Source organism: Natrialba sp. SSL1 (assembly GCF_001861355.1).
Taxonomy (GTDB): Archaea; Halobacteriota; Halobacteria; order Halobacteriales; family Natrialbaceae; genus Natrialba.
Map to the genome: position 1 here is coordinate 228,220 of NZ_MASN01000018.1, position 23,369 is coordinate 251,588.

Genomic DNA, 23,369 nt, shown 5'->3' on the forward strand with positions numbered 1-23,369 from the left:
GCGTATGTAATCGGCGGGGTTCGCGAGATGCGCCGTCAGGACTCGCGCCACTTGTGGCCACACTCGACGCAGGTGAACAGCCGAACCTCGTAGGAGCCGCCCGGCTTCGGCATCACCTCGTAGTAGGCCCGATCGCTGTCACAGTCGTCCGCCCGACAGGGCTCCTGCATCGTCTCGGCGGAGCCCTGGGTCGCGTCAGCCACGGCGGGTGCCCCGTCGTCTCGCTGTCCATCCTGGGTCGCCATCGCCGCTTCTGCTTGTGAGTCCCGCGGCTCCTCGTTCTCACACGAGCGACACACCCACGTGTCGTCCTCCGTGTGCATTATCGAACCACACTCGTCACAGAATTGCATATAACGGAGGAATACACGGTTGTCGAGTATATGTGTTAACTTCCGATCCGTTGTGGATTTCAGGCAACTGCTCATGCTGACTGTACTACGTTATCGAAGCGGCAACAGGCAACGTTTGACCTTGCCTGACACCGATACTGATTGAACGGGTCAACAAAGCCGCTTGGCTGCGTTTCGGCGGGCTATTGCTCCTCGTCGGCTTCCTCCGCATCAGTTACTGCGGGTGCATCGTCGCTAGCTGGGGACGCCCGGTCGTCACTGCTCTGCTCTGCAGTAGCGCCCCGGAATCGACCGTATACCGAGACAGCGGTGTCGACGACGAGTTCGCCGGCTCTGAGTGCCGCAACGACCAGATCGGCCATCAGTCACCCTCATCGTTGGTCGTAACGCTGGTCGAATCGGTGGGTGTGTCGTCGTCCGACTCTGACTCTGGATCTCCGATGACGGTGCCCGCCGCGCGCTTGGCCACGAGACCCGGCACATCCGAGGGCATCGTGAGCCAGCGCTCGACGACGACGAGCCCGATTGCAAGCCCGATGAGAATTCCACCCGTGCCCGCATCGCCACGAACGACGACGAACTCGAGTCCGGCGAGCCCAGCGGGGAGTGCGAGGATAAGGACGCCGGCGAGTTTGATCGTATCGATGATCCCAGCCATGTGGCGGTGATACACCCGAACAGACCAAAAGGGCAGCGACGAGCACCCGCTACCCCATCATCACAGAAGTGGAACGCATATCGGGATCAGAATGTCTTTATCCGTCGGCTGGTATCGTCGAGTATGTTCACGGGAATCGTCGAGGAGACCGGCGACATCGTCGGTCGGGAGCGAACCGAGGACGGCCTCCGCCTTCGGATTGCAGCCGACGCGGTCGCGACCGGAGTAACACACGGCCAGAGCATCAGCGTCAGCGGCGTCTGTCTCACCGTCGAACGCTACGACGATGGCGCGTGGTTCGAGGTCTTCCTCGCGACCGAGACCGTCGAGCGAACGTATCTGGGCGACCTCGGGGAGGGCGACACGGTCAACCTCGAACGGGCGATGCCGGCCGACGGCCGCTTCGACGGCCACATCGTGCAAGGGCACGTCGACGCAGTCGCGACGGTTTCGAACATCGAATCCGTCGAAGAGGATTGGTTCTTCGAGTTCGAACTCCCGGCGGGGTACGGCCGCTACGTCGTGGAGAAGGGCTCGATCACGCTCGACGGGATCAGCCTGACCGTCGCCGATCTAGAACCGTCTGAGGACGGGCGGGACCGAGTCACCGTCGCCATCATTCCAACGACCTACGAGCTGACGACGCTCTCGGACAAAACGGTTGGCGATCCGATCCACCTCGAAGTCGACGTGCTCTCGAAGTACGTCGAGCGGCTACTCGAGTCCCGGTTCGACTAATTACTGATTACTGATTACTAATCGCCGATCACTGATCACTGCTCGGCGGCCCGTTAGGAACGGTTAGGCACCCGGCACGCCGAACGCGCCGACACCGAGCCCCAGAATCGTATCGAGGACGAAGAGGATGGCGAGCGCAGCGAGCCAGGCGACGACGCCGATGAGGGCGGCGTCGAGCCAGCCGCCGGGGTAGCGCCAGTTGATGACCCAGATCCAGGCGAGCAGCGCGATGAATAGGCCGAAGAGCGGAATCCAGGCCGTCAGCGCCCACGCGAGTGCGCCGACGATGGCGGTGACCACGGCGTGGGAGTAGTCCTCGATACCGACGATAATCGAGGCACCGACGTAGATTGCCAACCCACCGACGAGCAGTGCGACGACGAACGCGACGAGCGATCCAATGAGTGCGACCATCACGAGATCCTACTTGTTCCCGGGTTATAGTGACTGTGCTGATTCGGGTTCGGCAACCGGTGTGTACTGGGAACGTGGCTGACTCTGTTGGTTCGCTGTGTGCTTGTGTTATCTACGAGGTGGGTCGAACTCCGTTAGTTCGGGCGTTGGTGGACCTGACGTGTCATCTCGGACCGCGCGGTACGTGCGACGGTAACGAACGATTTTCCGGTAGAGGTAGTAGCCGATGAGCAGGTTGAAGCCGATGACGTAGCTGATGAAGGCCACTCCAGGTCCGAGTGGTGTGACTGCGACGATGAGAGCCGGTGCGAAGCCGACGGTCAGGTTGTACGTCCCGTGGACGAACGCGGCGATCAACAGCCCCTTGATCACGAGTGGGCCGGCGTACTCGCGGTTGAACTTCGCGAGACCGAGGTAGTAGCCCGCGATGGCGGAATAGATGACGTGTCCGGGCCCGACGAGCGCGCGGACGGTCGCGATACCGGTCGCCGCCGACACGGTGCCGACCTCCGCTTGCGCCTCTGCGACCGTGCTGGCGATGTAGATCGCGTTCTCGATCGCCGCAAAGCCGAGGCCCGCCACAGCACCGTACACTGCGCCCACGATCACCGCGTCGAACGTCTCACTCCGATAGGCAAAGACGCGAACGGCGAGCAGTTTCACCGTCTCCTCGACCGGGCCGACGATCAGGTAGAAAAAGAGCGCCGTTCCGATGATCGGAATCGCCTCGAGTCGTGGCCCCACGACGGAGTTGACGACCGCGGCGAACGTCGCAAAGAGGACAGCGAGGACGAACGTCGCGACGAGCAGGCTGAGTGGCTCGCTCTCCGTAATATCCGAGTACCAGATGAACGCGGCGAGCAGGCCGGCAGGAACGACCGAGAGTCCGAAGAAGACAGCGAGTGATGGGGCCTCGAGCACCAGAATCGCCGGCTGGATGAGCAAGAATAGCGTGATGACGACTGCGACGGCGAGGACGATCGTCTGCAACCCGTAGTTGATCGCATTGTAGACGGAGTACGCGAGGTGATCGACAGCAGATCGCGGCTCCCACGTCGAGACATCGTAGAGGTCTCGCGACTCCTCGTCCGCTCGTTCGACCGGGTCACGGCGACGCTGCATGTGCAAGCGTACAACACACCCACTGGTAAGCGTTGGGCGTTGGACGTTCTTCCAATCCTAGAATGATACTTATTATCATGTTCGTATAAGGGCGACGCTTATACTGATTCACCCATGAGGACAGATAGCTATGCACAATTCACGCCGCGGGTTCCACTACACCGCACCGCCAAATCCGGATGGGGAACGAACACCGATGACCGACACTGACACCGACACCAATACCGAAGCCACCATCGAGACCGATACCGAGGAATCGCCCCAGGACGCAATCACACCCTCGAAGCCGGCTGATCGTCTTCCTGCCGACGACTGAGCGTCGTTTCCAGTTCTGTCTATACCGCTCTTTCTGCCGCTTTCCCGCCAGCGACCAGCAGCAGCACAGTTCTGTTTCCTCTCAGCCGCAGACGAGAACGGACGGCCATCAGTGATCTCCAACTCCAACTCCAACTACAACCACAACGACGACCACAACCACAACGACGACCACAGAAGGACTCGGAATCCACAAAGCCCCCCCGTGCGAACGCACACCCATGCACTTCGACCAGCGAACACAGCAGGCGCTTCGAGCCGTCGGCCTTGAAACCGACGAGCTGCAGGCGGCCTCCGACGCCGTCGCCGAAGCCGTCGCCGACGACGCGGCCGCACTCGAGTCCTTCTTCGACGAGCACGACACCGTCTACTCGGATATGGACATGGCCCACTCCGCGTCCGACTATCCCGAACACAGCGTCGATTACGCCGACATCACGACCCACGCGGCTGAGATGCGTGGCTGGCTGCGCTTCGACACGTGGGGCGTCTACGTCGAGGACGGCCGAATCCTCGACGCCGAGGACGACTACGTCGAACTCACGCTCGGTCCGACGATCAACGACCGCGTTCGGTTCGCCGCTGATCGCGAGACGCTGCGGTGATCGCCGTGCGCGCTGACGCTCATCGCGTACTCGAGTTCGGATGCGAGTACGACTGCGGGTGCAACTGTGATCGACCAGTAACGGAGGGGCGACTGTGACGGACACCGACGCCAGTTCTGACGCCACGGAGACGACGGTTCGCGTCCGCGGCATCTACACGACGGCTGTAACACACCTCCTCGAGACGAGCGAAGAGGCCACTTTCAGCGTCGTCCAGGCCTCCGACCCCATCCGCGAGCGCTTCGACCAAGCGTTCGAGACCGCACCGGCTGACGCAGCGGTTGAGACGACCCGCGACCGGCAGGGCGTTGGCGTGTCGGGCAGCGCTGACGCAGTCGAACTGGTGGCCGCAGACCTCGCCGGCCTCGCGATCGATACCTTCCGCTGGGAGTCCATGGTTCCCCGCGGCGCTATCCTCGACGCCGAAGTGATCGACGCGGCGGGCGGGAGCGGTGCCGTCGTCGACCTCGGTGACGGACAGCGGGGCTATCTCAAATACGACGACGTCGACGGCTACGTCGACGAGGGCAACCGCTATCGCGTGCAGGTCACCGAACCCACCCCGCCGTGGGACGACGACCAGCCGCGAGTCGAGCCGACACTCGCCGTTCGCAGCGGCCTCTGTACCCTCTCGCAGGACCGCACCGGCGTCTCGGCCGCACTCCGCGGCGAGCGCGCCGACGAACTCGTCGGCATGACCGACCTGCTCTCAGTCGACCTTCCGCAGGGCTGGGGACTACGCTGGCAACACGCCGCAACCGATGCAGATCTCGGCGCGATGGAAACCGCACTCGAGTCCGTCGCCGAACGCGCACGCGCACTCGAGTCCGATCTCGCGGACGCACCCGAGGAACCGGGCGAGCCAGGACTGCTCGCCGCCCCCCGAGCAACGGAGTGGCTCTGGTTCGGCCGCGATTCTCGCTTCGCGCTGGATGAGGCCCGCCGCGCCGTCGAGACGACGATGCCGGGTCATCACCGAACCAAGGCCGCAGACAGGGCGGCGAGTTCGGCTGTCGATTTCGCGGAGGCCGTCTGTGGCTCGGTCGTCGACGAACTCGAGAGCGGCGAGGACGCGTTCCCGTTCGACGCCGTCTCCCGACAGTTCGGGCCGCTCTCCGGCGACCGACTCGAGATCGGCCACGGCAAACCCGACGGGAGACTGATCTCACTCGGCTACGGCGACGTGACTGAGTGGGACCCTGCGGGGAAGGTCACACTCGAGCGCTCGATGGGCGGCGGCGGCAGCTACGACGCCCTCGGAACGCCCAAGGAGGACGGCGACACCGCGGTGACGAAGTTCCGCGAGGGGCGCTGGTGGTACCCGACGACGTACAAGAGCGCCGACGGCTCGTCGAAGGGGACCTACGTCAACGTCTGCACGCCCGTCGAACTGTTTCCCGACACGGTCCGGTACGTCGACCTCTACGTCGACGTGGTCCGACGGCCGGACGGCGAGGTCGAAATCGTGGACGAGGACGAACTCGAGGCTGCCATCGAAGATGGTGTGGTCTCGACCGAACTCGGCGAGAAGGCACAGCACGTTGCGACTGCCGTCGAACGGGCGCTTTCGAAATAGCGCGACCACCGGAGGTCGCCCCGAACGCCGGGTTTCGACTGCAGCAGCGACACCGGTCCGTCCGGCAGCGCTGCGCGCGGCTCCCGATGCAACCGGTAGGCGACCCGAGTTTCACACGCAAGTCGATTACGTTTCGTGAAGACGCAGCCCCTCATCGTCTGAGACGACGACTCTGTACCCCTCGTAGACGAATTCGACGCGTACTGTAGACTGGCTGGTGTTCGCATGACCGAGCAGTTCGACTACCGCGTCCGGCTCTACCTGTTCGTACAGCGGAGAGAGGTCGGTAACGGGGACGTTCTTTCCGATCGCCACCGCCCGCACGATCGTCCCCGGAATCGATTCCGGGTCGTACTGATCGGGAGGGAGTACGATTTCGCCATCTGCTGGCGGATTACCGGAATTATGCGAGGCCATATCATGGTTCGTGACTGTTCATAAGAAAGTGTACTCCCAAAACAAGTGGGTGAAAATTCCACTGAAAGTTTGTACTCTGTATGATTTTTCACCACAATAACAATATATGAACGGGACGAATACGTCAACTGGTCAACGAGGCCGCCGCATCAGTCCGCAGTCGAAACCGCTTCGTGCTCCGCCGCTGGGTCGCCGTCCATCCGGGTGAACACCGTCGCCAGCGCCGGCCCCGTCACGTTGTGCCAGACGCTGAACAGTGCCGGGATGAGCGCGGCGAGCGGATCGAAGAAGGCGACGGCGAGTGCGACCGCCAGCCCGCTGTTCTGCAGGCCGACCTCGAACGCGCAGGCACGCGCTCGGTCTTCGGCCATCCCGGTCAGGTGGCCGACGCCGTAGCCCGCCCCGAGCCCGAGCGCGTTGTGAATAATGACCGCGAGGAACACCAGGGCGCTCGCGGCGAAGATTTCCTCGACGTTGAGACCGACGATAGCCGCGACGATCATCACGATCGCGAGCACGTTGATCGCGGGAAAAACGGTGAGTCCTACCTTCGCCACCGTCGGCGCGTACCTGTCGAGCAGGATTCGAAGGAACAGTCCCGCGGTGACCGGAATGAGGACGATCAGGACGATTTCTTCGGCCATCGCGGCGAAAGTGACGGTGATCTCCTCACCCGCGAGCAGGACGATCCACGCGGGCACGACCAGCGGCGCGGCGATCGTCGTCACCGACGTAATCGTCACCGAGAGCGCGACGTCACCCCGACCGAGGTACGTCATCACGTTCGAGGCCGTCCCACCGGGCGCTGCCCCGAGCAGGAGCAGTCCAATGCCAAGTTCCCACGACAGCCCCAGCAGCGCGACGAGCAGGTACGCAAAGAGCGGCATGAACAGCCACTGGGCCATCGCGCAGATGAACACGTCGCGAGGGCGCTCGAGTACCCGCCGGAAATCCTCGACGGTGAGCGTGAGCCCCATGCCGAGCATGATAACCCCCAGCATGAGCGAGATGTGGTCGCCGAGCGGGGTGAACGTCGACGGTGAGTAGAGCGCGAGTCCGGAGCCAAGCAGGATCCAGACGACGAAGTACGTGCTCGTCACCTCGGCAGCGCGTTCGAACAGCCGACCCACGCTCGGCGGTCCGTCGCCGGTGATAGTCATAATCAGTCATGGATAAGCATGAGCGTATAAACCAGTCGATCGGCGGCCGACAACCCCGCGACTCGACCGCAGAGGCTCAGATCCGGAGCCGCGAGCGGTGGTGACGAAATCGCCAGAATCTATTCAACTGTGTGTCACGAATTTCGACGGTATGAGCGAATCAGTTCGGACCTTACTCACCGGCGCGACGGGAACGCTCGGGTCGGCGTTGCGCCCGCAGTTGTACAATGCAGGCCACGATGTCCGGGCGGCGAGTCGATCACCACCTGCAGTCAACGAAGGGGCACGCGAACTGAAACGCGAACACGGACGTGAACGCGAAGGTGAACGCAAACGCGAACTCGAGTGGGTGCCCGTAGACGTGCACGACGGAACCGGGCTCACGGCGGCCGTCGACGGTGTCGATGTCGTCGTTCACGCGGCGACCGCACCGCGGGGTGACAGCGAGGCAGTCGACGTGCGGGGCACTGAACGGCTCCTCGATGCAGCGAGCGCAGCCGGCGTCTCGAACGTCGTCTACGTCTCCATCGTCGGCGTCGACGAGATTCCGTACTCGTACTACGAGCACAAGCTGGCGGCCGAGCACCTCGTCGAGCAACACGATGTCCCGTCGACGATCGTCCGGATCACGCAGTTTCACGAATTCATCTCCGAGTTGCTCGCGTCGGTGGCGAGGCTGCCGGTGTGGCTGCTCCCAGCGGGCTTTCGGGTGCAGCCGATTGCAGTAGATGAGGCCGCGGCCGCGGTTGCGGGCCTCGCGACGACCGACGCGAACGGGCGCGTACCGCCCGTCGGCGGACCCGAGGTGCACACGGTCGGCGACCTCGCACGGGTGTATCGGGCGCACCGCTCTCTCAGACGACCGATCGTTCCAGTTCCGATTCCGGGACGAATCGCTCGCGGGTTTCGGTCGGGAGCGGCGACGTGCCCAGAGCGAACTATCGGGACGGCGTCGTGGACGAAGTGGCTCGCGACGCGAGCCGAGGCGTCACAGAGAGAAGACAACACTGGGGATGCGGACGCGTCCGCCGAGTAGATGGGAGAGAAGAGAGAAAAGACAAGAGGTGAGAGGGAAGCGCGTCAGTCAGCCGCGAGCTTGTCGAGACCCGCAGACTCGATGTCCGCACCGTCGACCGAGGAGCGCAGCGCATCCATGCCGTCGTCGCGGTCGATGTCGAAGCCGTTCTCGTAGCGTTCGGCGACGCGATCCATCTCCTCGTCGGAGAGCTTCGGTACGTCGCTTGCGGCCGCCCACTCGTCGATGTCCTCAGTCGTCCGGAACGTCGGCGTGACGGTCGCGACGGCGTCGTGTGAGAGCAGCCACGCAATCGAGGCCTGGCCCATCGTGCGCTCACCGTCGCGCTCTAAGAAACGCAGTTTCTCGAGTTTCTCCCAGCCCGTCTCGTACCACTCGTCGGGACGGAAACCGCGGTGGTCACCCTCGCCAAGTTCGGTCTCGGGCGTCACCTGCTCATTGAGAATCCCCGAGGAGTGGGGCACGCGCGGGATGAGACTCGTGGTCGAGCCAGTCTCCTCGATCGTTTCCAAGAAGTGATTGCCTACCTCTTGCTCCAGCACGTTCCAGACCAACTGTACGGAGTCGAACTCCTCCTCGATGGCGAGGTCGCCCTCTGCGAGCCACCCGATCGAGGGTCCAAGCGCGAGTCCGGTCGCGTCGATCTTCCCTTCCTCCTCGAGTTCGTCGAGTAACTCGAGTACGTCGGGCGTGATCTCCTCGACGTTGGCGTTGTGGAGTTGGAGGACGTCGACGGAGTCCATCTCGAGGCGGTCGAGACTTTGCTCGACGGCGTCTCGGAGGTATTCGGGGTCCATCTCCTTGGGGAGTTCGCCGTGGCCGGCCTGTGGGTTGTTGTAGAAGTCGTAGCCGACCTTGGTGGCGACGGTGACCTCGTCGCGGACCTCGGCGAGCGCCTGGCCGATGAGTTCCTCGCTCCGGCCGTGGCCGTAGACGTCGCCCGTGTCGAAGTAGGTGATCCCCTGGTCGACGGCGTACTGGATCATCTCGATGGCGTCCTCCTCCGAGCGGTCGCCCCACCAGTCGGTGCCGACGACCCACGCGCCGAAGCCGATCTCGCTCACTTCGACGCCGGACGTTCCGAGTTCGCTGTGGTGCATGGGTGGGCGTTCGTAGCGAGAGAACTTAGGGAGTACGGAACGACGGGCTGGCGGATCCGAACTCGTTCGGTTGTCGCGGTATGGCTGTCCGTAGAGTAGTTCGTAACACCGGGCTGTGATCGCTGACCGTGGCAGTTACTCGTAGCAGTTGATCGTGACGGCCGGCCGTGACAGCAGATTGGGCCGCTGATCGTGACAGGTGAGTGTGACAGCTGCTCGTGACGACAGATCGTGACAGCGGAGAGTCGAATCGTTCTTGAGGAGGGGGTCCGGAGAGCCAGTATGGGCGTGGTCTGTCGGACGACTGCCGGGCGTCGACTGCTCGGCGTCGTCCTCGCCGTCGTCGTACTCCTCCCGGTCGCGCTGACCCAACTCGAGGTGAGTCCGCAGCGCGTGACGGTTGGCACGGTCGTCGTGAGCGGACTACTCGTGATTGGGACGCTCTCGCTGCCGGCACTGATTTTCGCGGAGTGGCAGGCCGCCGATGCCGAGACGTGATGGGTGAGACGAGGTCGCAGGTTGGTCGACACTACAGCCACGGAGGCGGTAACACTCGTGTTATCGGGCGATGCACGGGAAACACGAACCGACAACCGAACCCCTATCAACTCCGCGGCCAATACCTCGGTGTATGACAAAGCGGTACGTCTCGCTCCCCGACGAGGCGGAGGCGGGCATGCGCGAGTTCATCGAGGCGGTCGACCGGCGACTCTCGGGCGACGAGGACACCTGTTCGGTCGTCGAGGACGTGCTGATCGACCTCTCGGGCGATCGCGAGGCCTACGAGCGCTGGCAAAACGGCGAGGAAGTCTCACCCGCGACGCAGGTTCGCCTGCAGAGCTACGATCCGTGCAACACGACCTTGGAGAGCGAGTACTACGCCGAGAAGGACGAGGAAACGTATCGTCGCTCGAAACATCTCCAGTGGCTCTGGCGGCAGTTCGATAGCCTGCCGATTGCCGACAACGTCGAGTTCGCGCTGCGCTTCCGCGGGATGCTCGCAGACCACCTTTTCGAAGAGTGCGGGGAGAACTGCCGGTTCTTCAAGGGCATTACGTTCACCTACGGGCACAACATTACGATCGGCGACAACACGATCGTTCACGACGACGTCCACCTGGACGACCGTGGAAAGTTGACCATCGGCGACCGCGTGTCGATCTCCGACGGCGTCCACATCTACAGCCACGATCACGACGTCGTCGACCAGACTGAGGTCCGAAACTTCCACACCATCGTCGAAGACGACGTGCGCCTCACCTACGACTCGATGGTCCGCGCCGGCAACAAAGTCGGCGAGAACGCAATCGTCGGCGCACGCGGCGTCGTCCAGCACGATATCCCCGCCCACCACATCGCCGTCGGGATGCCCGCCAAGAGCGTCAAGATCAAGCCCGGCTGGGAGTCCGTCGCGACGCCCATCGACGAGGCCGGCGTCAACCGCCAGGACGAGCGCCACCTTCCGTACGACCTGCCCGAGGAGTTCGAGGTATTCGACGAGTTCGACCGCGACCTGCAGTCACCGAACTGACGCCACATCCGTTCGGGTTTTCGAGATACTGAACTGTGTAATTCTGCCGCCACAGACAGTCAGACTGCCGTGAATCGGGGAATATCCAAGTGGATTGAGAACCTATGTCACGGTGATGGAACTCTGGGGCTGGCTCATCGGCTACGTGGTGCTGTTCGCCTTCCTCCATCTGTTACTGTACTACGTGTACGTCCGCCGCGAGGGCAGCGACGGCACAAGCTCACCGTCGTTCGCCGACCCGAATCGCGCGTCGTCGCGCTCGTCGGGAGCGGCCGATCGGTACCCCGCCAGCGGTGAAAAACGCGGTGGACACGACCCACCACCCGTCGAGGACAATCACGAGGTCGACGGCGAATCAATTCGCTGTCGCCACTGCGGAGCGGAGAACGCCGCCGACAAGACCTACACGTACTGCTGGAACTGCGTGACGACGCTCCGACAGTAGAGAACGTGCAGTGGGACTCGAGACAGTCTGTTAGCTACCGACCGCCAACTCGTCTGCCAGTCGGTCGAGGTGGTCGATACCAACAACTGCGACCACATCACCATCGGTCTCGGTCTGAATTGCTGCCAGTCGATCGACCATACACTGCTCGCGGGTCTCATCTCTGTACGCCAGCGCACTATCCGTCGTCTCGAGGCTGCCGAGCAACGCCTGAACGCTCGCGACGTGGGCGCGCTCGTGGGATGCCTGCTCGGCCGGCGGATCGTCGAACGAGCAGTCGTACTCGATCTGCTCGTCGGGCGTGATCGTCATCGACGTCGCATCCGTCAGCGTCGCCGCGATCCTGCAGGTTAGCGCATCTCGCGTCGCCCCACCGAGACTCGAGAGGAGTCGCCGTGCAGTACCCGGCGACACGCGGTCCGCGACGAGCCGCGTCACGAGTCGGCGCAGGAACGACCAGTTCGGCGCGTCGATGCCGACGAGCGACGCATCCGTCGCGGCGCTGATCGCCGCGCTCATCTCGCCGCCGCGCGAGGGCGGGACGAACTCCGTACCGCCAGCCGTCTCGGTCACCGCCCCGTTTCGAGCGTAGACGCGATACAGCGGGAGCGCTGCCGGGGGTAACTCGAGTGCAAGTACGTCGGGGTCGACCTCGTCGGCGACGCGCATGACGCGGCCGATGCTCGCAGGGTGGTCGTGGACGACGCCGAGGAGGTAGAGGGTGGAGGTGTCGGCGTCGGCAACCGGTTCGCTGTCGGTCGGCGTCGGATCCGTTCGAGCGTCGGAGACGCACCGGCAGAACTGACCGGTGATCCGCGGGTCGTCGACCGATTCGGGGAGGAGCGGAGACTCGTCCATCGATCGAATAGTAATACGGGACTAGCGGCATAACGCTTCCGTTGTGCGTTCGGGAACGGTGGAAGTGTCCGCTTACTCGACGGCGGGCAGTAGGAAGCGCCACCGAACCGGAAGTATGGACAGCGTACGGGCGACAAACGAGTTGGTAATAAGGGATTACGACCGTCGCGCCGTATAATGGTTCAGTGTGACTGCATGACGGTTTCCGCGATTTATTGCCGCCGTCGTCCCCGAGAGAGACGTTCCGAGCACCAGCAGCGACACAGCCTCGTCGACCAGCCCTCGCATCCACACCCACCCTATGTCACAGGACGCACTCACGACAGCCGACGAAGGTAAACGAGTCCTGAACATCGACGGCACCGAAGTCGGCCGTATCGTCGCCGTCGAAGAGGGTCGCGGCTACGTCGATCCGGACCCATCGCTCACGAAAACGATCAAGGCAAAACTCGGCTGGGGCGACATTACCGACGGCGCACATCCCCTCGACGAGGGAAGTATCGAGGAGATCACCGAAGACACGGTTCGACTTCGTGGAACGCTTTAATGTCGTCGTTGCATCCGCATCCACGTCTACGATCGACGACCGCACTCACTCCGGCGGAGCCAGCGGCGACGCGGCTGCTCGCAACTCGTCGAAGACGGACTCGGCCCACTCGAGTGCAGCCTGCGTGTCGTTCTCGATGACGCCCTCGATCTCGGCGCGGTCGTTGAGCGCGAACAGGAAGATCTGACAGTCGTCGGGCTGTTCGACGATCGTGAGTTCGTAGGGGATCGAATCGATCTCGTACATAGTGGAGTCGCCCTCGGAGACGACGCCGGAGACCTGGCCCGGATACTCCGCGCGGAGGAATTCGGCGAGATCGGTCGTGAGAATTAGCTCGGCTGTGAGGTCGTCCTCGATGGTCCGCTGGTGGAGTTGGGCACGCGTCTCGGGGATCCGTTCAGCAGACGAACTGCCGCGTACTCGCGTCGCCGTCTCGAAGCTCGTCGCCAGTTCCTGCAGCGGTGCGTTCGGCGCGTGTGGTTTCGGCTCGGAAACGGTGGCTCCGTCGAGGAAGTCGGGAGACATTGGGGCCTCCCGCGGGATAGCGGCGAGCACCTGACTCGCCTCGCCGATTGCCGCGAACGTTTCGGTCGTTCGGCTGAACTCCTCGAGGACGAGTCGACCGGCTGCCGTAAGTCGGTAGCCCGACTCGGCGCGCTCGATGAACTCGAAGCGCTCGAGTTCGCGGATCGCGCGGTCGACTGTCGACCGCGAGCAGGCGAGCTGCTCGACGAGGTCGCGCTTTCGCTGTGGCCCGGCCGCGAGTGCCTCGAGAAGGGCACGTCGTCGGGAGACGGTCTCGACGACGTCGGCAGTCGGCGGATACATACAGTCTGTTAGACGCTAGTCAGTTCTGACCAAAAGAGCATCGGCCAAACTGACGGATTCCGTTCATTGGGACTCGGTTTCGTCCATCGGTACTCGTGTTGGGACTGCGATCAAAGCAGGGCGGGAAACGCCGGACGCAGATGTGCTGGAGCGGTACAGCCATGAAATCAAACACTCGGCGACGGCGAGCGTGGTAGTCACGGGAACCGTATCAGGCAGCAAGAACCGCGTTAGACACCAGTACTGTAGCGCAGAATGCCGGCGAAGCCGCCGAAGGCGTTGTAGAGCTGTTCGCCCTTCTCGAAGTCAGTCGAGATGAACTTCGTCTCGGTGCCGCGCTGTTCGGCGATGTCGATGAGGTGGTCAATCGCGTCCTCGCGGTCCTCTTCGACCGCCTCGACGTCGCTGCCACACTCACTACAGGAGTGGTCCGGTGTCGATTTGCGCCGGTCGATGACCTCGCGGTCGGTGTTGCCACACTCCTCGCAGTCGTAGGTGACGACGTCCTTTCGCAGATCCTCGCTGATCAGCAGACGGTCGACAGCCCCCATCATGAGGTTTTGACGGGTCTGGTCGAAACCGTATGTCGCGCGGTCGCCCGCGTTGAGTTCCTCGAAGAACTCCTCCATCTGCTTTTTGTCCTTCATCACCTCGGCGTCGGCCAGCGCGTCCTCCGCGTTGTCGACGAGGTCTCGCAGGCCGGATTCGTCCGTGTAGGCGACATCGAACTTGCCGATGACGTTGTCCTGAATCTCGTGGTGGAGATAGTCACCGTCCAGAAACTCGTCTTTCGTCGGCGAGGGACCGCCCACGAGGATACCGTCGAGCTCGTGGCGCTTGGGGACGAACAGGTCGTTTGCCATCCCGGCGACCTCCTGGTAGAAGTTGTCGATCGCCTCGAGACGCAGGCGAGCGAAACGCTGGGCGGACTGGCCACCTTTGCGCTGCTTGCCGGGGACGAGCGACGAGGCGGACTTGACCGGTTCGACGCGCTTGCCCTTCAGCCAGCCGACGTTTGCCTCGCGCCGGTCGAGCACGACCAGCCCGTAGAGGCCCTTGTCTGCCAGCATGTTCTCGAGTGGTTCCGTCAGGAAGTCAGAGTCACAGTGATAGCGGAACGACTCGACTGGCTGGGGCGGGCTCTCGAGTACGTGCGTGACCATCTCGGTCTGGCCGCCGCCGGAGTCGACCGCACCGGAGAACAGTACGATGCCGTTCTCTGGTGGGAAGGTATCGAAGTAGCGCAGTCGGTCCTTGATGCTCGTCAGCGCGTCCTGAACGGCCGTTCGCGTCTGTTTGGACTTGATGTTGGCCGCTTCGCTGTGTTCTTGTGTGACGTGGGCGACCACGTCGCTGATCTGTCGGTCTTCGGGAACGTAGATCGAGACGAGTTGCGTCCCCGACCCGTCGAAGTCCTTGAGGTCCTCGATGACCTTCCGGAATTCATACTTTTTCCGGTCGGACTGGTCCTGCGCGCCCTCCTGGCTCATTGGTTCTACAAAACGGTGCTGTGGGTAAGTATTCTTTGACACGCACCAGCGCGTATGCAGGTCGTTCCCGGGGAAAACGTCGGCATTTCGGCGGTCGCGTGGCCGCTCAACCGCCGCGAGCGTCGGAGGTGACGATTTAAGGTGTTCCCGTCCCACTGTCCGGACAGTAATCGAATATGTCTCACGAGACGGTATATTCCATCGCGAGTGGGAAAGGCGGCGTCGGAAAGACGACGACGACGGTCAACCTGGGGACCGCGCTCGCGCAGGCGGGCAAGCGGGTCGCGATCGTCGACGTCGACCTCGGCATGGCGAACCTGGCCGGCTTCGTCAGCCTCTCGCCCGACTCGACGACGCTCCACGACGTCCTCGCCGGCAACGCAGCGGTCGAGGACGCAACGTATCGACTGGCAGAGAACATCGTCGCCGTTCCGAGCGGGATCGGCTTAGACGAGTACGCAGAGACCTCTCCCGAAGGGCTGCGCGAGGTCGTCTCCGACCTGCGAGCGGCCTACGACTACGTCCTGCTCGACGTCGGCGCAGGGATCAGCCACGAGACCGTTCTCCCGCTCGGGCTCGCGGACGCCGTCCTGCTCGTCTCCACACCGGAGCCCGCGGCCGTACAGGACACACAGAAGACCATCGAACTCACCGCACGCGCCGGCGGCGACATTGCCGGTCTCGTCCTCACGCGCACCCACCCCGGCAGCGACATCTCCCACGAGGACCTCGCAGGTCGCCTCGATGTCCCACTCCTCGCAAGCGTCCCCGAAGACGACGCCGCGCGAGAGAGCGTCTACGCCGGCACCCCACTCGTCGCCTACGAGCCGAACGGCCCCGCAGCCGCGGCCTACCGTCGACTCGCAGCTGACCTGGCTGGCATCGAACTCGAGTCCCCCGACGACGGAGAGGAAGAGGCTGCGGAGTCGGATGGGAGTTCTACTGATGATGAGAGTGACGACGCCCACGCCGACGACGAGACCGAGGACACCGACGCCGATCCGGACGCCGATCCCGACACCGTCTCGAGTGCCATCACCGAAGCCGAGTCGAACGACTGAGTCACTATTGCCCTCGAGACCCGAATGTCACGGCGGTAGGCACCGCCTGAACCGTCGAACTCGGCCTGTCGCGGCGATTTCTATCGTCTGCGATGATTGCAACCAGTTTCGGACTGTTGCCGTTTCGAGACAGTGTTTGGATGTGACTGATTCGATTTCGTGACTATTCGATACCGTCGAAATACGGCCCGTGAGACCATCAGGTCCGATATTCTGCGAGAGGTGGCACCACCAGACGGATTTTTCAACACCGGAAACGGTACGAGCTAATTACTAATTCCATCCCTTCTGGTTGGCTCGTGCATGGAGCGACGAAAAATCCTCCTCGGCAGTGGAGCCGCACTCGCAACCGCACTCGCTGGCTGTTCCAGTAGCGAAACCGACGACGGTTCTGGCAACGGAACCGACGACGACGGCAGCTCTGGATCCAGCGGTAACGGATCCGACTCAGGCAACGGGTCTGATTCGGACTCGAGTTCGAGCGCAGACGTGCCGGGATTCGACAGTGACGGATTCGAACTGAGCAGCAGTGACCTCACCGTGATGGAACTCGACCGCAGCGGCGAGACGGTCGACGTGCTCGTGAGCACCGAGGTCACAGAAACTGAGAAACTCTACGCGGAACTCGAGTCCGTGGCCGCGGACATCGCGGCCGCGATCACGGACCCCGATCGGTTCAAAGACGAGATCGATACGGTGTCGTGGGTTCTCGAGCACGACGGTAGCCGCGTCGTCGGCATCTACGTCGACGTCAGCTGGGTTATCGACTACCTCGAAGACGAGATCTCGCGCGACGAACTCGTCGACAGAATGATCGACTCGGCTCACTGATCCGAACTGGGCGCTCGCCGCGGTCGGTGCGAGCGACGACGCTGTCGGCAGGAGCCGAGCTACGGCCTGTTTTCTGGAGATAACGAGACACCGGGTAGCTGTGGGTGTCCGTGGTCCTACATCGATCGCGGCGCGGCCACACCCAGAACGGAGAGCGCGTTCGCGATCGTGTGCTTCGACGCCGCAACGAGTGCGAGACGCGTCTCGCGGACCTCGGGGTCGACATCGTCCGCCAGCACCGGGCACTCGCGGTAGAACGTGTTGAACCGATCGCCAAACTCGCGAGTGTAGGTCGCGATCTGGTGGGGTTCGAGATCCGACGCAGCCTCGTCGACGACTGCCGGGAAGCGCGCGATCGTCTCGAGAAGGTCCTGTTCTGCGGGCGTCTCGAGGAGATCGGCGTCGATGGCGTCGAGGTCGAGTGATTCCTCTTGGCCCGCCGCAGCCAGCGGTTCTGTCGGGTCGAAGCCGGCTTCCTCGAGGATACCACAACAGCGCGCGTGGACGTACTGGACGTACGGCGCGGACTGAGCCTCGAAGTCGAGTGCCTGATCCCACTCGAAGGTGATCGCCTTCGTCGCCTGCTTCGAGACGATATCGTAGCGGACTGCGCCGATGCCGACCTGGTGGGCGATGCGCTCGATATCCTCCTCCTCCAGGTCGTCGTCGCGGATACGGTCGTCGAGGCGGTCTTCGACCTCCTCGCGGGCGCGGTCGATCGCTTCGTCGAGCAGGTCGTCTAAGTCGACGCCGGTGCCCTTGCGGGTAGACATCCCGAGCCCGCCGGGAAGGTTGACCCACGAGAAGATGACGTTCTCCAACTGGTCGGTGTCGTTGCCGAGCAGTTCGAGGGTCTGGCCGAGCTGGTCGGCCTGGAGTTTGTGGTCCTCGCCAAGCACCGTCACCGCGCGGTCGTAGTTCTCGAACTTCCACTCGTGGTGGGCGAGGTCGCGGGTCGTGTAGAGGGTGGTGCCGTCAGAGCGCAGGAAGACGAGGTTCTTGTCGATGCCGTGGTCGTCGAGTTCGAGCTGCCAGGCGTCGTCCTCGTAGACGGCTTCGTCGAGTTCCTGCAGGCGGTCGACCAGTTCGTCGGTATCGCCGTTGCGCATGAACCGCGTCTCCTTGACGAACTCGTCGAACTCGGCTGGGAGACGGCCGAGGCACTCCGTCATACCGCCGAGCACCTGGTCGACGACCTCGCTGACGCGGTCGTAAGCCTCCTCGTCGCCCTCCTCGAGCCCCTGCATGATGGCCTCGATTTCGGCTTCGGCGTCTTCGACCTCGTCTTCGGGGCCGTCCTCGAGGAACGCGTTGCCCTTGCGGTAGTAGCGCACCAGATCGTACTCGATGCGGTCGCGCTCGGGTTCGTCCTCGAGATCCTCCTCGTCGAAGGTCTCGTAGGCCCAGGTGAACGTCGCAATCTGGCGGCCGGCGTCGTTGACGTAGTAGTGGCGCCCCACGTCGTAGCCCGCGGCATCGAGCAGGCTTGCGACCGCGTCGCCGATGATCGGGTTACGCGCGCGGCCGACGTGGACCGGCCCGGTCGGGTTCGCGCTCGTGTGCTCGACGACGACGGACTCCTCGCGGTCGTCGAGGTGACCGTAGTCCGCTTCGGTCGCGGTCTCGAGCGTCGTCGCGAGATAGGCGCCACTCGGCAGGAAGTTCAGATACGGCCCCTGCGTCTGCACCGCTGCGACGTAGGTTAGTTCGTCCGCGTCGATTTCCTCGGCGAGCTGGCCCGCGACCTGCGGTGGGGCCGCCCCGGCCTCGCCGGCGAGTCGGAACGCCACGCTCGATGCGAGCACGCTCTCGACGTCTTCCGGCGGTTCTTCGATCCCGAGGTCGTCCGTGGGGTACTCGAGTGCAGCGAGTGCGGACTCGAGTGCGCCCTCGACCTCTTCGCGTAGGGCAAGGAACATACCCGCCCGTATTCAGGGCGCAAGTAAAGGAATGTCGGGTTTCGTTGCTGGCGGGTGCTGCGGTTGGGAGTGCTGTAGTTGGAGCGCCGTAGGTGGGGTTGCTGTAGCTGGGGGTGCCGTGGTTGGGGCAGTGCTGTAGCTGGAGTGCCGTGGTTGGGGTACTGTAGTTGGGGGTGCCGTGGTTGGGAGTACCGTAATTGGGAGTGAGAGCGAGAACGAGAGTGTAAGCACTGTGTCAGCGTAGCGACCCTGTCTATACGGAGACGTATCTCTGCAGTAGTGTAGTGTGTTGGGAAAAGTAAACTTACACGCTATCGTCGGAAGACGACGTCGTGAAGTCGTACGGTATACGTACTTACGAGCGAACGACGTTCGTTGCGCGCGGACCCTTTGGGGCCTGTTCAATGTCGAATTCGATCTCGGTCCCTTCCGTCAGATCCTCGCCGCCAACGTCTTCCATGTGGAAGAACACGTCGTCGTCAGCATCCTCTGTCTCGATGAAACCGTAGCCGCCTGTGTCGTTGAAGAAATCAACAGTACCGTTTGCCATTACGACTAAACAAATCCCCGGCACACGGGTAAACCTTCCGTATTCGTTTTTAGATCTTGTTTCTCAGTATACGAACGTCCACACTAGGCCGTGTTTTGAGAATACCTGTCTACCTGTGGCACTATTCGAGCTATTGTCGCTGTTCCAGCAGAACGTGGCCAGACTTCTGACGTTCCCTCGGTTTGCTCACTACGACTGCACCGCTCTGCAAACAATCTCAGCTGCAAAATGCGCGAAATCAACACCCGATCGGCCGGCGGGTCGGCAACGTGATTACTCGGTTGGGTCCAGCGGCGAAACGGTGGACTCGAGTTCGTCGCGTTCTGGCCGCTCGCTATCCGGCGGTACATCCCGCGTCTCGCCATGTTCACCGCCGAGTTCGGCCTGCACCTTCTCGACGAGCAGGTCGACCGCCATCCGGTTTGCTCCCTCGGGGATGATTACGTCGGCGTCCTTCTTCGTGGGTTCGACGAAGCGCTCGTGCATCGGTTTCACCGTCTCGAGGTACTGGTCGATGACGCCCTCGAGTTGCCGGCCGCGCTCGACCACGTCACGTTCGATGCGCCGGAGGATGCGCACGTCCGCGTCGGTCATGACGTAAACCCGCAGGTCGAGCATGTCGCGGATTGCCTCGTCGTGCAGCGCGAGAATCCCCTCGAGAACGATCACGTCGGTCGGCTCGACGCGGACGGACTCGTCCTTGCGGGTGTGGCGCTCGAAGTCGTACTGGGGCATCTCGACGGGCTGGCCCATGAGCAACGAATCGAGATGCTCTCGGAGGAGGTCCCACTCGAAGGCGTTCGGATGGTCGTAGTTGACGTCCGCGCGCTCCGCGCGGTCGAGGTGTGAAAGGTCCTCATAGTAGTTGTCGATCGGAATGCGGGTGACGGCCTCGCCGACGGTATCGGCGACCGTTCGGGCGACGGTGGTCTTGCCGGCACCTGTGCCGCCCGCGATGCCGATAGCGAACGAGGGGATGCTCATCGTCCGTTGCTGGTCCGTTACAGTCATTAATCCGGTGATTCGGATTCGACGTGTTGGGCCGACAGTTCGGTGGTTGTGACCACGTTCGTCGGCTGGTCAAAAACAGCCGCTGCAGCGCGAAAGCGCTCCTCGTGAACCGGGCGGAACGTTTCCGCTGCCGCGTCGAACTCGCTGGGCGACCAGAACGCCGCGTCGGTCGCGTCGCTTCCCGCAGTTACGTCGCCGGTGGCCGCCGCGCGCTCGACCACGTAGTACGTCGTCATCACGTGCTTGCCGTTTCGCGGCGGGAGCGAGACCGCATCGAGAATCTCGAGCGACAAAGGATCGACCTCGAGCCCGGTCTCCTCGGCGAGTTCCCGCGCCGCAGCGGCCTCGGGTGACTCGCCGATCTCCATGTGCCCGCCGGGAAGCGTCCACTCGCCGACGCCCGGTGGTACCCCGCGTTCGACGCAAAGCACTGCGGACTCGTCGGGGTCGACGACCGCGACGGTCGCACAGGGAACCGGATTGTGCCAGACGACGCGCTCGCAGACAGAACAGTACTTTCGCTCGCGATCCTCGATTGTGGCTGTCTCGAGTGCATCGCCACACTGGGGACAAAACGCCGGCGGTCGACTGACCATCTACGCGGTCATCGGGGATGGGGGTTCAAAGCGTTTTCAGTCCGCTGCCGGTGAGCGGGACGACCACGTCGTCGTCTTCGGCGAGCGTGCCGTCCTCGCGGTACTGCTGGAGGGCGGCGGGGGCGACGGCGCTCGTCGGTTCGATGTAGAAGCCGTTTCGGTGCAGGCGGTCCAGCGCGGCCTCGATCGGATCGTCGCCGAGCGCGATGGCGTCGCCGTCGGTCTCGGTGATGGCCTCGATAAGCTGGTTCTTTCGTGCCGGGAGTTCGATCTGGATGCCGTCGGCGATGTCGGTTTCGCCGGCAGCGTCGTCATCCGCGCCGCCAGTTGGGTCGCCGCCGACTGCCTCGACGATGGGGGCGTGGCCGGCCGCCTGCGCGCCGAGTAGTCGGGGCATCTCGTCGACGATGCCGGCCTCGTTCAACAGCGAGAAGCCGCGGTAGGCACCGAGCAGGAGTGTCCCATGGCCGACCGGGAGGACGACCGCGTCGGGGACGGTCCAGCCCCGCTGGGCTGCGACTTCGAACGCGAACGTCATCGTCCCCGCGTAGAACGCGGGGTTCCAGGCGTGGCTCGCGTACCAGCCGTCGCCCGATTCGACCGCCTCGATACAGGCATCGGTTACGTCCTGTCTGCTTCCCTCGATCCGAACCGGGCGAGCGTCGGCGCGCTGGATCGTCATCAGCTTCGACTGCTTGACGTCCGCTGGCACGTAAATGTCCGCCTCGAGGCCGGCACGGGCCGCGTACGTTGCAATCGCCGCCCCCGCGTTGCCCGAGGAGTCCTCGATGATTCGGTCGACACCGAGTTCCACCGCGCGCGAGAGCGTCGTCGTCGCGCCGCGGTCCTTGAACGATCCCGTGGGGAAGACGTACTCGAGTTTGAACTGTGCGTTCCAGTCGTCGTCGTCGACCAGCGGGGTGAAGCCCTCGTGGAAGGTGACGTGGGGTTCGATGGGAAGGAACTCGAAAAAGGTCCAGAGCCCGTCGCTCGTGTCGAGTTGGGAGAGCGGAAGCGGGTCGCCTTCGGGGTGGGGACGCTCGTCGAATTCGAGCGCACGGCCACACTGGCAGCGCCACGGTTCGTCGGGGCCGGCGTCGTACGTGGTTTCGCACGCGGGGCAGATGAGATTGGATGGCATGTGCGGTGGGTGAGGTGAGTGGGGTGGGTTGGATGGACAGTAGCGAGTGTGAGTTCCTGTTGCCGACGCGAGTAATTAGTAGGAATCGATATCGGTTCCGACCGAGCAGACGTATTCACCGGTCGCAACCTGTGGCAGCCGACGGGTACGCCAGAGGATCCCCTCGTTGTCGGCGGTGACGGTTGCCTTGGTCTCGCCGAAGGGGGTCGTCACCTCGAAGAGGGTATCGCCGCGGACGACGCGGTCGCCCAGGTCCTTTGCGAAGCTGACGAGACCGCCGTTCGGCGAGCCGTACTGGTCGAAGCCGTTGGCGCGAGTCTGGCGCTCGAGTTCGACGGTGCCCTCGAGGAAATCGTAGTGGGTGAGCACGTTGAAGACGCCCTCGACACCCTTTCGGATGCTGGTCTCGTCCCAGCCGACGCAGCCGCCGAGTTCGGGGTCGATGGTCGGAATGCCCTCGTCGGGGGCGGCACGAGCGAGTTGGCCGTCGGGACCTTTCTGGTCGAGGACGTAGCCACAGCCGAAGGCCTTCGCGAGTTCGAGACAGTCCTGATGGAGGCGGTGGCGCTTGCCACAGCGGACGCGGACCTCGTTTAGCATACGGCTGGTCGACCCCTGGTGGAGGTCGAGCACGAGATCGGCGCGTGAGGCCGCCTCGAAGGTGGTGGCGGCGATACGCTCGCTGGAGGTGCCGTTCCCGTTGCCGGGGTAGGCTCGGTTCATCTTCGTGTCGTCGATCGGATTCCGATGCTCTGCGACCTGAAACGCGTGGTAGTTGACGATGCCGACAATCAGGATCGTTCCCGAAATTTCCGCGGGATCAAGCCGTGGGACGACCCGTTGTACCACGCCGACGCCGTTGAGTTCGTCGCCGTCGCTGACCGCCTGCATGTACAGCGTCTTCCCCGATTGCGCGCCGTTGATGACGGCGACCGGTAGACCGATCGGGCTCCCATCCCGGGTCTCGCCGACCTCGAGACGGCCCGTATCGATCTCTCCGGGCCCTGCACTCGCCGTTCCGAGCGTCGTCGTCATATGTCCCAGTCGACGGACCGGTCGCTCTTTAT

At 63.4% G+C, this 23,369-nt stretch carries 28 protein-coding genes; 11 read left to right on the plus strand and 17 right to left on the minus strand.

Going from position 1 to position 23,369, the window contains the following annotated elements; all coding sequences use genetic code 11:
- Positions 1-35: 35 nt before the first annotated feature.
- From BBD46_RS05250 to BBD46_RS05260, 3 genes are all read right to left on the minus strand, one after another.
- A complete protein-coding gene (locus BBD46_RS05250; RefSeq protein ID WP_049912480.1) occupies positions 36-353 on the minus strand; it encodes an RPA12/RPB9/RPC11 RNA polymerase family protein in 318 nt (105 codons plus the stop codon).
- Positions 354-535: 182 nt separating this feature from the next.
- The gene (locus BBD46_RS05255; protein ID WP_071400693.1) at positions 536-715 is read right to left on the minus strand and encodes a hypothetical protein; all 180 of its coding nucleotides are present in this window, start codon (positions 713-715) and stop codon (positions 536-538) included.
- Positions 715-1,011, minus strand: a complete 297-nt coding sequence (locus BBD46_RS05260; protein WP_071400694.1) for a DUF7533 family protein — start codon at positions 1,009-1,011, stop codon at positions 715-717. The genes BBD46_RS05255 and BBD46_RS05260 overlap by 1 nt, the downstream gene beginning before the upstream one ends.
- A gap of 123 nt (positions 1,012-1,134) precedes the next feature.
- Here BBD46_RS05260 and BBD46_RS05265 point away from each other — a divergent pair, with 123 nt between their 5' ends.
- On the plus strand, positions 1,135-1,749 hold the full coding sequence (locus BBD46_RS05265) for a riboflavin synthase (RefSeq protein WP_071400695.1): 615 nt from the start codon (positions 1,135-1,137) through the stop codon (positions 1,747-1,749).
- A gap of 63 nt (positions 1,750-1,812) precedes the next feature.
- Here the strand turns inward: BBD46_RS05265 and BBD46_RS05270 are convergent, their stop codons facing one another.
- Together BBD46_RS05270 and BBD46_RS05275 are read right to left on the minus strand one after the other, a co-directional pair.
- The gene (locus tag BBD46_RS05270; RefSeq protein ID WP_071400696.1) at positions 1,813-2,163 is read right to left on the minus strand and encodes a hypothetical protein; all 351 of its coding nucleotides are present in this window, start codon (positions 2,161-2,163) and stop codon (positions 1,813-1,815) included.
- Between the two features lie 108 nt (positions 2,164-2,271).
- Positions 2,272-3,285: a PrsW family intramembrane metalloprotease gene (locus BBD46_RS05275; RefSeq protein ID WP_071400697.1), complete on the minus strand. Its 1,014-nt coding sequence runs from the start codon at positions 3,283-3,285 to the stop codon at positions 2,272-2,274.
- 130 nt (positions 3,286-3,415) lie between these two features.
- Here BBD46_RS05275 and BBD46_RS05280 point away from each other — a divergent pair, with 130 nt between their 5' ends.
- The 3 genes from BBD46_RS05280 to BBD46_RS05290 all read left to right on the plus strand — a co-directional run bounded on the left by BBD46_RS05280 (position 3,416) and on the right by BBD46_RS05290 (position 5,781).
- Positions 3,416-3,601: a hypothetical protein gene (locus BBD46_RS05280; protein WP_071400698.1), complete on the plus strand. Its 186-nt coding sequence runs from the start codon at positions 3,416-3,418 to the stop codon at positions 3,599-3,601.
- A 220-nt stretch (positions 3,602-3,821) separates the two neighbouring features.
- Complete coding sequence (locus BBD46_RS05285; protein ID WP_071400699.1) at positions 3,822-4,205, plus strand: DUF7532 family protein; 384 nt, start codon at positions 3,822-3,824, stop codon at positions 4,203-4,205.
- Between the two features lie 94 nt (positions 4,206-4,299).
- The gene (locus tag BBD46_RS05290; RefSeq protein WP_071400700.1) at positions 4,300-5,781 is read left to right on the plus strand and encodes a DUF402 domain-containing protein; all 1,482 of its coding nucleotides are present in this window, start codon (positions 4,300-4,302) and stop codon (positions 5,779-5,781) included.
- A 126-nt stretch (positions 5,782-5,907) separates the two neighbouring features.
- Here BBD46_RS05290 and BBD46_RS05295 read toward each other — a convergent pair whose 3' ends face one another.
- Positions 5,908-6,198: a HalOD1 output domain-containing protein gene (locus tag BBD46_RS05295; protein WP_071400701.1), complete on the minus strand. Its 291-nt coding sequence runs from the start codon at positions 6,196-6,198 to the stop codon at positions 5,908-5,910.
- Positions 6,199-6,347: 149 nt separating this feature from the next.
- Positions 6,348-7,358, minus strand: coding sequence for a bile acid:sodium symporter family protein (locus tag BBD46_RS05300; RefSeq protein ID WP_071400702.1), 1,011 nt, complete (start codon positions 7,356-7,358; stop codon positions 6,348-6,350).
- 151 nt (positions 7,359-7,509) lie between these two features.
- On the opposite strand from BBD46_RS05300, the gene BBD46_RS05305 reads away from it, so the two are divergent.
- Positions 7,510-8,394: an SDR family oxidoreductase gene (locus tag BBD46_RS05305; RefSeq protein WP_071400703.1), complete on the plus strand. Its 885-nt coding sequence runs from the start codon at positions 7,510-7,512 to the stop codon at positions 8,392-8,394.
- A gap of 44 nt (positions 8,395-8,438) precedes the next feature.
- Here BBD46_RS05305 and BBD46_RS05310 read toward each other — a convergent pair whose 3' ends face one another.
- Positions 8,439-9,494: an aldo/keto reductase gene (locus BBD46_RS05310; RefSeq protein WP_071400704.1), complete on the minus strand. Its 1,056-nt coding sequence runs from the start codon at positions 9,492-9,494 to the stop codon at positions 8,439-8,441.
- Positions 9,495-9,776: 282 nt separating this feature from the next.
- Here BBD46_RS05310 and BBD46_RS05315 point away from each other — a divergent pair, with 282 nt between their 5' ends.
- From BBD46_RS05315 to BBD46_RS05325, 3 genes are all read left to right on the plus strand, one after another.
- On the plus strand, positions 9,777-9,992 hold the full coding sequence (locus BBD46_RS05315) for a hypothetical protein (protein WP_071400705.1): 216 nt from the start codon (positions 9,777-9,779) through the stop codon (positions 9,990-9,992).
- Between the two features lie 133 nt (positions 9,993-10,125).
- Entirely contained in the window at positions 10,126-11,025 is a 900-nt protein-coding gene (locus BBD46_RS05320) for an acyltransferase (RefSeq protein WP_071400706.1), read from the plus strand.
- 115 nt (positions 11,026-11,140) lie between these two features.
- Entirely contained in the window at positions 11,141-11,470 is a 330-nt protein-coding gene (locus tag BBD46_RS05325; RefSeq protein WP_071400707.1) for a DUF7577 domain-containing protein, read from the plus strand.
- A gap of 30 nt (positions 11,471-11,500) precedes the next feature.
- On the opposite strand, the gene BBD46_RS05330 is transcribed toward BBD46_RS05325, so the two are convergent.
- Complete coding sequence (locus BBD46_RS05330) at positions 11,501-12,328, minus strand: hypothetical protein (protein WP_071400708.1); 828 nt, start codon at positions 12,326-12,328, stop codon at positions 11,501-11,503.
- Between the two features lie 301 nt (positions 12,329-12,629).
- On the opposite strand from BBD46_RS05330, the gene BBD46_RS05335 reads away from it, so the two are divergent.
- On the plus strand, positions 12,630-12,875 hold the full coding sequence (locus BBD46_RS05335) for a hypothetical protein (protein ID WP_071400709.1): 246 nt from the start codon (positions 12,630-12,632) through the stop codon (positions 12,873-12,875).
- Between the two features lie 45 nt (positions 12,876-12,920).
- Here BBD46_RS05335 and BBD46_RS05340 read toward each other — a convergent pair whose 3' ends face one another.
- Entirely contained in the window at positions 12,921-13,703 is a 783-nt protein-coding gene (locus BBD46_RS05340; protein ID WP_071400710.1) for a helix-turn-helix transcriptional regulator, read from the minus strand.
- 230 nt (positions 13,704-13,933) lie between these two features.
- Positions 13,934-15,193, minus strand: coding sequence for a peptide chain release factor aRF-1 (prf1, locus tag BBD46_RS05345; protein ID WP_071400711.1), 1,260 nt, complete (start codon positions 15,191-15,193; stop codon positions 13,934-13,936).
- 176 nt (positions 15,194-15,369) lie between these two features.
- Between prf1 and minD the strand changes: the two genes are divergently transcribed.
- Both minD and BBD46_RS05355 read left to right on the plus strand, forming a co-directional pair.
- A complete protein-coding gene (gene minD, locus BBD46_RS05350) occupies positions 15,370-16,254 on the plus strand; it encodes a cell division ATPase MinD (protein ID WP_071400712.1) in 885 nt (294 codons plus the stop codon).
- A 303-nt stretch (positions 16,255-16,557) separates the two neighbouring features.
- Positions 16,558-17,085 carry a hypothetical protein gene (locus tag BBD46_RS05355; protein WP_071400713.1) on the plus strand — a complete coding sequence of 176 codons (528 nt, stop codon included), beginning with the start codon at positions 16,558-16,560 and terminating at the stop codon, positions 17,083-17,085.
- 116 nt (positions 17,086-17,201) lie between these two features.
- On the opposite strand, the gene argS is transcribed toward BBD46_RS05355, so the two are convergent.
- The 6 genes from argS to BBD46_RS05385 form a co-directional block, all read right to left on the minus strand.
- Positions 17,202-19,004 carry an arginine--tRNA ligase gene (gene argS / locus BBD46_RS05360; RefSeq protein WP_071400714.1) on the minus strand — a complete coding sequence of 601 codons (1,803 nt, stop codon included), beginning with the start codon at positions 19,002-19,004 and terminating at the stop codon, positions 17,202-17,204.
- A gap of 355 nt (positions 19,005-19,359) precedes the next feature.
- Positions 19,360-19,554: a cold-shock protein gene (locus BBD46_RS05365; protein WP_071400715.1), complete on the minus strand. Its 195-nt coding sequence runs from the start codon at positions 19,552-19,554 to the stop codon at positions 19,360-19,362.
- Between the two features lie 273 nt (positions 19,555-19,827).
- A complete protein-coding gene (gene udk, locus BBD46_RS05370; RefSeq protein ID WP_071400850.1) occupies positions 19,828-20,538 on the minus strand; it encodes a uridine kinase in 711 nt (236 codons plus the stop codon).
- Positions 20,539-20,564: 26 nt separating this feature from the next.
- Positions 20,565-21,161 carry an NUDIX domain-containing protein gene (locus BBD46_RS05375; protein ID WP_071400716.1) on the minus strand — a complete coding sequence of 199 codons (597 nt, stop codon included), beginning with the start codon at positions 21,159-21,161 and terminating at the stop codon, positions 20,565-20,567.
- Between the two features lie 25 nt (positions 21,162-21,186).
- Complete coding sequence (locus BBD46_RS05380; protein ID WP_071400717.1) at positions 21,187-22,302, minus strand: threonine synthase; 1,116 nt, start codon at positions 22,300-22,302, stop codon at positions 21,187-21,189.
- 75 nt (positions 22,303-22,377) lie between these two features.
- Positions 22,378-23,337: a succinylglutamate desuccinylase/aspartoacylase family protein gene (locus BBD46_RS05385; RefSeq protein WP_071400718.1), complete on the minus strand. Its 960-nt coding sequence runs from the start codon at positions 23,335-23,337 to the stop codon at positions 22,378-22,380.
- Between the last annotated feature and the right edge of the window lie 32 nt (positions 23,338-23,369).